The following is a 12,115-nucleotide window of genomic DNA, read 5'->3' on the forward strand; positions in this document are numbered from 1 at the left end:
GGCAGGAGCGAGAAAAGCTGAAGGCTGCCCAAGGCAGCCTTCAGCTATGAAACATGTTTACCGGACACTAGTGACGCGGAGCGTGGGAACGATCGGACAAAAAAGTGTGGGAGCTGGCTTGCCTGCGATGGCGGTGGGTCAGGCAGCTTATCTACTGCTGATACACCGCTATCGCAGGCAAGCCAGCTCCCACAGTTGTCCGCATTGCCACTTTGGAACTGAGTGTGGTGCTTAGTCGGCAATCACGACGATCGACACGCGCCGGTTCTCGGTGCGGCCTGCCACGGTGGTGTTTGACGCCACCGGTTCGCTGCTGCCCAGGCCGCGCAGTTGGATGTTTTCTTCTTTCATGCCCACGCTGGTCAGCACCTTGCCCACGCTTTTGGCGCGGCGCAGGGACAGTTGCTGGTTGTAGGTTTCTTTGCCCGAGGCGTCGGTGTGGCCGTCTACGCGCACGCGGTCGATACCGGCGCCCGTCAGGGCTTTGCCGATGCGTTCGACGATGTCGGTGCTGGCTTTGTTGAGGCTTTCGACGTCGCTGCCGAACAGCACTTTGCCGGATAACCCGAAGGCCCAGCCTTCGTCGGTGAGTTCAAAGCCTTGTTGTTTGAGGACCGCGACTTGCGCCGGGGTCAGGCCTTTGGGCGGCGGCGTCTGGCAGCCGCCGAGGGCCAGGAAGGCCACCAGTAAAGTGATAAACAGAACACGCGTTTTCGAGAACAAGGGATCAACTCCTGTGTTGAACGTTGGCAGCGGTAGGCTCCGCCTCCGCCGTTTGCTGGCCGCCTTGAGACAGCCGCTTGGCTTGGTACATGGCCGCGTCGGCGGCATTAAGCAGGGTGCCGGGAGTGGCGCCATGATCGGGGTAGATGGCGATGCCGATACTGAGGGAGGTCAGCACCTGGGTATTGCCGGGCAACGGGATTGGTTTGTCCATGCTGGCAATGATCTTGTCGGCAATGCGCTGGGCATCCTCGGCCTTGTGCAGCGGCGCCAGCAGGATCGCGAATTCATCACCGCCCAGGCGCGCCACCAGGTCATCCTCACGCAGTTGCGCACGCACGCGCTCGGCGACGGCGACCAGCACGGCATCGCCGGCGGCGTGGCCAAAGTTGTCGTTGATGTCTTTGAAGCGGTCGCTGTCGAGGAACAACACCGCCACTTTCTCATTGATCTTGGCGGCGCTGCGCAGTGCGCGAATCAGGCGGCCTTCGAAGAACGCGCGGTTGGGCAAGCCGGTGAGGCTGTCGTGGCTGGCTTGGTGCGCGAGGGTTTCATTTTCACTTTGCAGGTGGCTTTGCCAGGCTTCCATCTCACCGAGCAAGGCGTTGAAGTCGCTGCCGAGGCTATCGAGTTCGGCGATCTGCGCCGGTGGCACGCGGCGGTCGAAATCGCGCTCGCTGCGGGCGGCGTGGGCCACGGCGGCAAGGCTTTGCAGCGGTTGGGTGATGCCTTGCAACAGACGCCGCGCCAGGTACAACGCAACCCAGGCGCTGAGCGCGGTACAAATCAGAATCCCGGCCAGGCCACTGAGCAAAAAGCGCAGCAGGCTGCCGCCATGGCCGACCAAGTGAATGCTGCCGACGGGCTGGCCCTGGTGCAGGACCGGCTGGCTGATAGGCTGTTCGAGCAGGGTGTGCGCCACCGCCAGCTCGACCTTGGAGAGCATGCCGGTTTCGGGCCGTACCCATTGCGCCAGCAGCTTGCCGTTGGCGTCGAAGACTTCGGCCTGGGCCACTTCTTCAGTCGATGCAATCAGGCTCAGCGCTTCGGTGGCGGCGGCACTGTCATCGAACACCACCGCAGCTTCCACGGTGTAGTTGATGGAGCGCGCGATCAGGTGCAGGTTGTGTTCGGCATACACCCGCAGCGCCAGCACACCGAGCAGGGTCAGCGACACACTGGCCAGGGTCACGGCCACCAGTGCCAGGATCAAATGCCCACGGCCAATGACCGAACGCAAGGTCGGCCGCGCTTTAGCGGTTCTCATGGCGCTGGCGCTCGACGTCGGGACAGTTGCAACACACTGGGGTGGATGCGCACGCCGCTACGGGCGACGGAATCCAGGTTGACCTCGAACGACACTTGCTCATCGCCCACGCGCAGGCAGAACAGGCTGCCCACGGTGCATTGGTCGCCGCCTTCGCTGATGCTGAGCACCGGGTGGCCGATCAATGAGGTGAACAGGCGGCTGCGTTCATCGGCGGTGAGTTTGCCGATGTAAATGGCGTCGCAGGCACTGACGATATCGGGATTATCGGCCAGCAGGCGCTGCACCACCACCGGGCGGCCAGTGGCCTGGGTGGTGCCTTTGACAAGGTCGTCGGTGTATTGGGTGGGGCCGACGATGCACAAGCGCAGTTGTGCAGGCTCCACCGGCCAACGGGCATAACTGAGGATGCCGAGTACCACTTGGGTGACCGCCTGGGCGCGGTGATCCGCCAGGCTGGGCGTCTGCGCAAATACACGCGGGGCGAGCAGGCATAGCACCGCCACCAGTAACATGCGTCTCCAGCTCAAACTGCGCTCTGTGGGCGAGACAGCCACGTTCATGCAGCAATTCTCTCAAATATTTTACAGGGTGATGCCGCAACGATAGCACAGCGGCGGAAAACCCCACGAACTGGGGGTTTATCAAAGCCCGCTATATTTTCAGAAAAATCAGACAACTAAACCAGAAATATTTAATGACCAATCAGTCAGTTTTATCGAGGGCGGCATCCAACTCCAGCATCAACCCGCTCAGGCGTTTGACCTTGCGCCGCACCGCTTCTTCAAACACCCCGCCTCGCGGTTCGATCAAACTGAACCAGCGTTTGGCGCGGGTGATGCCGGTGTAGATCAGCTCTTTGGTCAGCACCGGGTTCAGCGCATCTGGCAGGATCAGCGCCGTGTGAGTGAATTCGGAGCCCTGGGATTTGTGCACGGTCATGGCGTACACGGTTTCCACATCATTCAGACGGCTGGGCAGTACAAAACGCACCCCACCCTGGCCATCGTTGCGTGGGAAAGCCACACGCAGCACCTGTGGGCCGCCGTCGCTTTCGGGCAGTTTGAGGGCGATGCCGATGTCGCCGTTCATCAAGCCCAGGCCGTAGTCGTTGCGCGTCATCAATACCGGGCGGCCTTCGTACCATTGGTCATCGCCTTCGATCAGCCGCACTTTGCGCAAGGCGGCGGTGATGCGCTGGTTTAAACCTTCCACGCCCCATGGGCCTTTGCGCACGGCGCAGAGCAGTTGGAAGGCGTCGAAGGCTTGCAATAGTTGTTGCGCCCAGTGGGTCCAGGCGGCGTCTTCGCGCGCTGTGTCGAGGGCCGGGCGCGCGCTGTGCAGCAGGTTGAGGTAATAGCGATAACCCTGGGCGTCGTCGCCCTGCCCGTCCAGCACCAGGCGCTCAAGCGCGTGATCGTGTTCGCCCTTGAGGCTGAGGCAGAACAGGTCGTTATGGCTGCGCGCGGCAAGCAGTCTGCGCGCCTCTTCGGCATTTTGCTGGTTAACCCAACGCGCCAGTTGGCCGATGCCACTGCCTTCGCCGAAGCGTCGCGAATAGCGCAGCATGACCACTTGCTGGGCGAGCGGATGACTGCCATCGAGATCTTCCTGCAGGCCGCTGGCACTGAGGTCTTCGCCGCTGACCGCTTGCAGCCATTGGCGCGTGTCGGGGCTGTACCAGCCGGCTTCGGCATCACGGCATAAGTCGCCGAGCACGGCGCCGGCTTCGACCGAAGCGAGTTGGTCTTTGTCCCCGAGCAATACCAGGCGTGCGTGGGGCGGCAACGCGTCCAGCAGGTTGGCCATCATTTCCAGGTCGATCATCGAGGCTTCGTCCACCACCAGCACATCCAATGGCAACGGGTTGCCGAGGTGATGCCGAAAATGTCGCGTGCCGGGGCGGCTGCCAAGCAGGCGGTGAACCGTGGTGACCTGGGTGGGGATTTTTTCCCGCACGCTGTCCGGCACATTCAGCGACAACACTTGCTGGCTGATGGATTCGGTGAGGCGTGCGGCGGCTTTGCCCGTGGGCGCGGCGAGGCGGATGCGCAATGGGCTGTTGGCCTCTACCGCCGGGGCCTGCAGCAGCGCGAGCAAGCGCACTACAGTGGTGGTTTTACCCGTGCCGGGGCCGCCGGTAACGATGCTGAAGGCACCGCGTGTGGCCAGGGCGCAGGCAAGTTTTTGCCAGTCGATCACGCCGTCCGGCGGCGCTTGATCGAACAAGGTGTTCAGGCGTTGCGGCAAATCAGTGGCGACGGTTTCCAGGGTGGCCAGGCGCAGGCGTAATGCCATGTCGATGCGCCGTTCGTAGGTCCAGTAGCGGCGCAAATACAGGCGTTTGCCGGACAGCACCAGCGGGCGGCTTTGGGCCGATTCAGTGCCATCAACAGCCAGCGCGACCAAGTGGCTGGCGGCCAGCGCCTGGCACCAGTGGGCGCCATCAAGGCCGTCGAGCAATTGCGAGGGCAGCAACATGGCGCCGGTTTGCAGGTCGCCTTCGGGGGGCAATGACAGGGCAAAGTCTGGCGCTTTAAGGGTTTCGAACAAGTCCAGGCAGACGTGGCCATGGCCCAATTGGTGGCTGGTCAATGCGGCGGCCAGCAATACCAGTGGGTCGGCCTGCGGGTCGAGTTCGTGGAGGAAACCGACGAAGGCTTTGTCCAATGCGCGCAGCCAGCCACGCTCAACCCAGCGTTCCAACAACTGCAACAGGTCGGCGGCGCGACTGAGTGGCATCAGGTCCTCAAGCGGTAAGGGCGACAGGCTCATAGCAGCACTCCTTGTTCCCAGGCGGGCTCAACCTTGGGCGGTATGGGTTTGCCCTGGAACAACAGGTCCAAGCCTTCGATCAGCTCCCGTGGCGGCCGGGTGAAATACGCGCCCTGGCTGGTGGCCTGGGTGCCCCGCAGGAACAGGTACAGCGCACCGCCAACATGGCGGTCGTAGTCGTAATCCGGCAGGCGCGCCTTCAGCTGGCGGTGCAGGGCCAGCAGGTAAAGTACGTATTGCAGGTCGTACCGATGCTCGAGGATCGACTGTTCCATGGCGTCCTGCGTGTAGGCCGAATTGTCAGGGCCGAGCCAGTTGGATTTGTAGTCGGCCACGTAATAACGGCCGTCGTGTTCGAACGTCAGGTCGATAAAACCCTTGAACATACCGTTGAGCAGCACCGGTTCGGCGGCCACTCGGGACACGCCGTTGTGGGTGTGCTGGCACACTAGCTTGTCGAGGGCCAGCACGTCGACTTTGTGGCTGGCGAACCAGAACTCCATTTCGATCTGGTAGTGCTGCAGGCTGCTGAGGGCGACTAGATCGTTATCTACCGGCAGCGGCGTTTGCAGCAAATGGCCGAGCCAGCCGCTGAGGGTGACGATCCAGCCTTCCCAGTTGCGCCGATTACAGCGGGCGCCCACGGCTTTTTCGATGGCCTCGGGCGTCACGTTGAAGCCTTCCTCGCCCGCCCATTCCAACAGACCATGGAGAAAGGTGCCGGGGTTAGGGCCACGTGGGAAACGGTGAATGTCGCCGCCAGACGCTGCCACTTCACGCGGTGCGTCGGGGTCGAGGCGTTCGTCGTCGAACAGCTTCTGGGCTTGTGGGCTTTCTGGTGCTTCTAGATTAGCGGCGCTCATGCTGTCGCCAATTCTTAGCGCACTGTAAGAAGCGATCCACCAGTTTTCAGCGGCTTTGCGCGCGGGCAGTAACGGTGCCAGCAAGGTAGCCTCGTTACGCGGCGGGTGGAACAGGCTGTATTGCGCGTCGGGCACGTGGGTGTAGTGGATGGCAGCGCAGCCCTCCTGCAAGTCCAGCAGCCAGCGCGCCAGACCAGCGGATTCGCCCAACGAGGCACCGCCACCGAGCAGATAACCCAGCGCGGACAGGTGCAAGACCGAGCTGCTGTTATTGCCACGTTTGAGGTCGGCAATGCCCAACCAGCACGCGTGTTTGGCACGCGTGAGGGCGACGTAGAACAACCGCAGGTCTTCGGCCAGGCGCTCGTCGTCGGCTTGGGTAATCAACTCGGCGGTCGGCCGCAGGCTGACTTGGGATTTGCCCTGTTCGTCGTGGTAATGCAGCGGCAAACGGCTGCCATCCACCGGCTTGACCGAGCAGATAAACGGCAGGAAGACCAGGTCGTATTCCAGGCCCTTGGATTTGTGGATGGTCACCACCTTGACCAGTTGTTCGTCGCTTTCCAGGCGCAGAATCTGTTCTTCACCGGCCTGGCCCGACAGTGCCAGGTGTTCGGCCAGGTGGCGAATCAATGCTTGCTCGCCATCCAGCTCTGACGCGGCCTGTTGCAGCAGTTCGCTCAGGTGCAACAGGTTGGTCAATACGCGTTCGCCGTCACTGCGGGCGATCAGGGTTTGCGGCAGTTTGAAATCATGCAGCAGGCGTCGCAGCATCGGCAGCACGCCTTGGGTACGCCAGATCGCGCGATAACCACGGAACTGCATCACGCGGGTTTCCCACGCCAGTTCGTCCTGGTTCAGACGCTCCAGTTCCGCCAGTGACAGGTTCAGGGTGACGCAGGCCAGGGCGGCGCGCAGTGGGCGCTCGACGTCCGGCTCGGCGCAGGCCTTGAGCCAGGCCAGCAGGTCGTGGGCTTCCTGGGCGGCGAACACCGAATCCTTGTCAGACAGATAAACGCTGCGTACACCACGGGCGGCCAGTTCGGCGCGCACGGCTTGGGCTTCCTTGCCGTCGCGCACCAGGATGGCGATGTCTGACGGGAGTACGCCTTTTAAGCTGCCATCCGGTTGTAGGAAACCCGCGCGGCCCTGCTGCCCGCCATTGAGCAACTCAACAATTTGCGTAGCACAGGCCGCCGCCAGTTGTTGGCGATAGACCGCGTTGGAAATCGGCTGATCGGTGGGCAGGTGCCAGAGGTTCATCGCCGGCAAGGTTTGGCCATCGACCTGCAACTGCTCTTTGCGGCCTTGGGACAACACCGAGTGGAACGGCACCGGGTTGTCGCCATTTCGCTCACGGAACAGGAACGCGCCACGGCCGGTCTCGGCACGCTGGAACACATGGTTGACCGCCTCGACCATCGCGTGGCTGGAACGGAAGTTGGTGCCCAGGGTGTGATGGCGGCCGGTGGTGGCCTGGCGGGCGCGCAGGTAGGTGTAGATGTCGGCGCCACGGAAGGCGTAAATGGCCTGTTTGGGGTCGCCGATCAGGAACAGGCCACTGTCTAGGTGGTTTTCTTCGATGCGGTAGATGCTGTCGAAGATGCTGTATTGCACCGGGTCGGTGTCCTGGAATTCGTCGATCAGGGCGACCGGGAATTGCTCACGGATCACATTGGCCAGGCGCTCGCCGCCGTCGGCTTGCAGGGCGGCGTTGAGGCGGATGAGCATGTCGTCGAAGCCCATTTCGGCGCGGCGGCGTTTTTCTTCTTCGAAGCGTTTACCGACCCAACCGGCGGCGTGTTGCAACACGGCGGCATCGGGGGTTGGCAGCGCGTCGAGGCTGGCCTTGAGGCTGGTCATGGCGTCGATGCCAGGGTGACGCGGCGGCTCGCCCTTCCAGGCTTCGGCCATGCCATCGGGCGTGAGGCGGGTGAAGCCGGTGCCGATGTCGAGTTGTTCGAGGGTTTCGTCAGCGGCCCAGGCGCTGATCTTTTCGAACCAGGGTTCGAAGTAACGCGCCTGCATCTTGCGGCCGTCGACGGCTTTGGCGGCGACGGCTTGCAGGCAGATATCGCGCAGCTCGATGGCCCATTGTTGCCAGGGCGCCTTGAGCGCGACCAGCGCTTGGCGGCGTTCTTGCAAGCAAGCGTTGATCAATTCGGCCGGCTCACGGGTTTCATCGGTGGGCCGTTCGCTGCCGAACAGCGCGCGCACGCGTGGCATCAGCGCGGCGGGGCCGCTCCAGTTTTTGCGCACCCAGTTGAGCGCATCATCGTGCATTGGGTAGCAGAACAGCCGCCAGTAATCGCGCAGCACTTCGCCGAGCAGGTCGCTGTGGTCGGTTTCCAGGGTTTGGGTGAACAGGCTGCCGCTGTCGAACGCGTGTTCGCGCAGCATGCGCTGGCACCAACTGTGGATGGTCGAGACGGCAGCTTCGTCCATCCATTGGGCGGCGATGTCCAGGCGGTTGGCACAGGCAGGCCATTGCTCGGGCAGGTATTGGTCACGCAGGTCGGCGATCAGGGCGTCCGGTTGCTCAATTTCGTCGCGGAAGAACCGCGCGGCTTCGGCGAGGCGGATGCGGATGCGTTCGCGCAGCTCTTTGGTGGCGGCGTCGGTGAAGGTCACCACCAGGATTTGCGGTGGCAGCAGTTCACGACCAAAGCCGGATTCTTCACCACCGTGGCCAAGCACCAGGCGCAGGTACAGGGCGGAAATGGTGAAGGTCTTGCCAGTGCCGGCGCTGGCTTCAATCAGCTGGCTGCCTTTGAGTGGGAAGGCCAGGGCCAAAGGTTTACTGATCATGCGCTGGCCTCCTCGCTGCTGAGTGACCGCCATGGGGCGTTGATCAAGGGCCGATACAGGGTCTCGGCCCAACCTTCGAATTCTTCGCTGGCGATGAGCGTGGTGTAATCCGGGAATTGGCGGGTGAGCGCCGGGGTTTCGCGGCGTTCGCCGTCGGTGGTCAGGCCGTCACCTTCGTAGGCTTTGCTGGCTGCCGCCTGGGCCTTGTCGGGGTCGGTTTGGCCGAGCCAGGCGAAGGCGGTTTTCACGGCGACGGGCAGTGGTTTGCGCATGCCGGTGTGCCAGGCCAGTAAAAGGTTGCCGAGTATTTCCTGGGCGACGGTTTTTTCCAGCGGGGCCAGCAGCAGGGTGTCGTCACTGGCGACCAGCCCGGTACTGAGTGGCAAGCCGCAGGCGCAGGCCACCACATGATTGACCCACGGGCGGATCAGTCGATGCCACTTGCGGGTCTTGATCGAGCCAATGCTGTTGGGGATGGTGGTGACGCTTAACAATCCGCCATCACTGCGCCGATGCAGACCACTGATCCAGCCTTCGAGTTCGATGCCTTGATGCTCAAAACTGATCGGTTCGGCGGCGGTTTGTGGCGTGGGCCAGAGCGCCAGTAGGTGTTGATAACGCTGCAATAGATCAGGCAATGGCTCGACCAATTCATTACGCAGGCATTCGCCGAAACCGACCATGGGCAGCAGGCCACTGCCTTGCAGGCGCAGGGCTTGGGCATTCAGGGCCTGGTCTATGTGATCGGGCTGGGCCAAGGCTGCATTGAGCAGGCTGTCGCTGAGGCTGTAGCGTTGCAAGGCATCGAGAACGAAAGGTTCTTCATCGGCCAGCGGGACTTCAGCGGCTTCGAAGAACACTTTCAGACGCTGGCTGAAGAAGTGTTTGACGGGGTTGCGCACAAAGTCTTGCAACTGACCGAGGCTCAGAGGTTCTTCCTGGTGGTGCTCTGCCAAGTGTTCTTCTGTAGCCGTGGCCACGGGTGCTTGATGGAGCAATTGCCATTCGCGGGCGTAGCTGAACAGCGCATCACCTTCGTGGAAATAGCGGGCGCTGAAGGGTTGGAGTGGGTGCTCCTGGGTCATGGCTTCCAGCAACGGTTCTTGTGTGTCTGCGTTATGCCAGCCGCTGGCGAGGTGGTCACGCAATTGGCCGATCAATACCGAGGCAGGGCGGTCGCTGTTGTCGCGGATGCTGCGGCCTACCCAGCTGATATAGAGCTGATCGCGGGCGGACAGCAGCGCTTCGAGCAGCAGGTAACGATCGTCTTCGCGGCGTGAACGGTCGCCGGGGCGGTAGTCGCTGCCCATCAGGTCGAAGTCCAACGGTGGCTGGGCTCGCGGGTAGTCGCCGTCGTTCATGCCGAGCAGGCAGACCAGTTTGAACGGGATGGCGCGCATGGGCATCAGGGTGCAAAAATTGACAGCCCCAGCAAGGAAGCGCTGGGACAGGCGGCCTTGGTCCAGGCCGGCGAGCCAGGCTTCGCGGACGACGGTAAGGGGTAACTCGTCCTGCAGGCCGACGGACTCGCAGGTTTCCAGCCAGTCTTCTCGCAGCTGTTCGAGTTGGCCGAGTAGATAGTCGTCGTGCTCGCTGCTGGGCAGGAAGAACAGCTGCATCAGGCGTTGCAGGCGCTCGCCCCATTCTGGGGGGCTTGCCGGTTGTGACAAGGCTTGATGGGCGTGGTTTAGCGCATCGAGCAAGGCGACCAGTGGGCCGATCAACGCGGCGTCCAGCCCGCCGATTTCATCGTAGGGCTCAATACCGTCACAGGCGATTCCAGTGCCCACGGCATAGCCCAGCAACATACGGCGCAGGCCGAATCGCCAGCTGTTTTGCTCAAGCTCCTGGGGGAGGCCGAGGCCGGCGCGCTGTTCGGCGTTGAGGCCCCAGCGAATGCCGGCGCCTTCGATCCAGCGGTGCAGCGTGGGCAGATCGCGCTCCTTGATGGCAAAACGTTCGCGCAAGGCGGGGACGTCGAGCAGGTCGAGGATTTCGCTGACGGGGAAGCGGCTATCTGGAAGTTTTAGCAGGTGTTCGACGGCGATCAGCAGCGGATCGCGGCCGCGTTGGCCTTGGTCGGTGAGGGTGAACGGGATGAAGCGTGGGTCGTTTCGCTCAAGCTGGCCGAAGACGGCGCGGATGTGCGGCGCGTAGCTGTCGACGTCGGGGACCATGACGATGATGTCACGCGGGCGCAGTGTGGGGTCGGCGCTGAAGCGTTGGAGCAATTGGTCATGGAGGATTTCCACTTCGCGTTGGGCGCTGTGGGCGACGTGGAAGCGGATGGAGCTGTCGTGATTTAGATCGACACCCGGCCACAGTTCGCGGGTTTCATTGAGTGGGCGCAGTTCGAGGATGTCGTCCTGCAATTGGTTGAGCAACGTGGTGGGTTCGTTGTCGCTGAACAGGTCGATGCGGCCATCACGGAAGGCGGCGCGGTAGCTGTTGGGGTCGTCGTAGCTGTCCAGCAGGCTAATGTAGTCGCGGCCCTGTTTGCCCCAAGCGGCCAGCAACGGGTGCGCATGTTGGTGCAGGGTTTGCGGGTCGATGGTGACTGGCATGCCGGCTTTGCGCGCCTGGCGTTTGTACTCGTTACGCAGCAGGTCTTTGTCGGCGACGATGTCGGACCAGTGGTGGCGGCAAGGGTTGTGTACGCACAGCAGGACTTGGCTGAAGCGTGCCAGGCCGGCGAGTGCTTCCAGCGCTTGGGCGGGCAAGGATGAAATGCCGAAAACGATGACTCGGGACGGCAGCCCCTGAGGGGCTTTTTCGAGGGTGTTGATCCGCTCGATAAAACGCTGGTGAACACCGGCACGGCTTTCGGCCATGCCCTCTTCGCCAACGTCCAATAGCAGTGCACGCCATAGTTCGGCCTGCCAACAATTTGCCGGGTTCAGGGGCTTTGCTTCGCCTCGGCCATTGCGCAGTTGATGGCGACCGGCGGCCCAATCTTCCAGCCAGTCGGCGCGGTAGACCTGGTATTGGTCGAACAAGTCGGCCAGGCGTTCGGCCAGTTGATAGCGTTTGCGCAGGTCGGTGTCGTCGGTGAGAAAGCGCTGCAGGGGCTCGAAGTGCGGTTGATCGATGAGCTCCGGGAGCAAGCGCATCAAGCGCCAGGTCAGCGGGGCCTTATCGAGCAGGGATTTGGGCGGGATTTCATCCTTCCCCAAGACCATGCGATAGAGCTGCCACATGAAGCTGCCGGGGAGTTGCACGTCGATAGCAGCAGCGATGCCACAGCCGCCCATATCATCTTCTTCCGGATCCTCTGCCAAGGCCAACTTGAGCCATTGGGCAATGCCGTTGCTCTGGACCAAGGCAATTTCGTTTTCCAGAGGAGCCAGGGGATAACGGCGCATCCAGCTGACTACCAGACTGCGCAGTTCGTCCAGGCGGTTGCCGTGAACCACCATGAATCCAGCGCTGAGGGACGTCGCATCCGGCATAACGGCTTCCTTGGGAAAAGCAAAATCGAGGCATGGACTTTAGCATTGAAGGCGGTGGCAGGCTGCAACAGGGAAACGCTTGATACATTGCGTGCCCATACTTTTCGACCGCCCAAAACAAAACCCCTGATTGCGTTAGCAATCAGGGGTTTTGGAATTTAATCTTGACGATGACCTACTCTCACATGGGGAAACCCCACACTACCATCGGCGATGCATCGTTTCACTAC

The 12,115-nt window shown here is 62.1% G+C and carries 6 protein-coding genes; all 6 read right to left on the reverse strand.

Annotated features, from left to right (window positions below):
• Positions 1-231 precede the first annotated feature (231 nt).
• A complete protein-coding gene (locus tag AOA62_RS19480; protein WP_017137978.1) occupies positions 232-723 on the reverse strand; it encodes an OmpA family protein in 492 nt (163 codons plus the stop codon).
• A gap of 4 nt (positions 724-727) precedes the next feature.
• Positions 728-1,990, reverse strand: coding sequence for a diguanylate cyclase (locus tag AOA62_RS19485; protein WP_017137979.1), 1,263 nt, complete (start codon positions 1,988-1,990; stop codon positions 728-730).
• Complete coding sequence (locus tag AOA62_RS19490; protein ID WP_099549471.1) at positions 1,987-2,553, reverse strand: YfiR family protein; 567 nt, start codon at positions 2,551-2,553, stop codon at positions 1,987-1,989. Before AOA62_RS19490 ends, AOA62_RS19485 begins: the two co-directional genes overlap by 4 nt.
• Before the next feature lie 142 nt (positions 2,554-2,695).
• A complete protein-coding gene (gene recD, locus AOA62_RS19495) occupies positions 2,696-4,765 on the reverse strand; it encodes an exodeoxyribonuclease V subunit alpha (protein WP_099549472.1) in 2,070 nt (689 codons plus the stop codon).
• The gene (gene recB, locus AOA62_RS19500) at positions 4,762-8,436 is read right to left on the reverse strand and encodes an exodeoxyribonuclease V subunit beta (protein WP_099549473.1); all 3,675 of its coding nucleotides are present in this window, start codon (positions 8,434-8,436) and stop codon (positions 4,762-4,764) included. The genes recD and recB overlap by 4 nt, the downstream gene beginning before the upstream one ends.
• Positions 8,433-11,885, reverse strand: a complete 3,453-nt coding sequence (recC, locus tag AOA62_RS19505; protein WP_099549474.1) for an exodeoxyribonuclease V subunit gamma — start codon at positions 11,883-11,885, stop codon at positions 8,433-8,435. Before recC ends, recB begins: the two co-directional genes overlap by 4 nt.
• Positions 11,886-12,115 lie beyond the last annotated feature (230 nt).

It is taken from the genome of Pseudomonas sp. 2995-3, from assembly GCF_002742565.1.
In the GTDB taxonomy this organism is placed as follows: domain Bacteria; phylum Pseudomonadota; class Gammaproteobacteria; order Pseudomonadales; family Pseudomonadaceae; genus Aquipseudomonas; species Aquipseudomonas edaphica.

What these genes read in the sequence shown, in the direction of transcription:
- recD (WP_099549472.1), bottom strand. Translation starts at nt 4,765, where the DNA reads ATGAGCCTGTCGCCCTTACCGCTTGAGGACCTGATGCCACTCAGTCGC.
- recB (WP_099549473.1), bottom strand. Translation starts at nt 8,436, where the DNA reads ATGATCAGTAAACCTTTGGCCCTGGCCTTCCCACTCAAAGGCAGCCAG.
- recC (WP_099549474.1), bottom strand. Translation starts at nt 11,885, where the DNA reads ATGCCGGATGCGACGTCCCTCAGCGCTGGATTCATGGTGGTTCACGGC.
- AOA62_RS19485 (WP_017137979.1), bottom strand. Translation starts at nt 1,990, where the DNA reads ATGAGAACCGCTAAAGCGCGGCCGACCTTGCGTTCGGTCATTGGCCGT.
- AOA62_RS19490 (WP_099549471.1), bottom strand. Translation starts at nt 2,553, where the DNA reads ATGAACGTGGCTGTCTCGCCCACAGAGCGCAGTTTGAGCTGGAGACGC.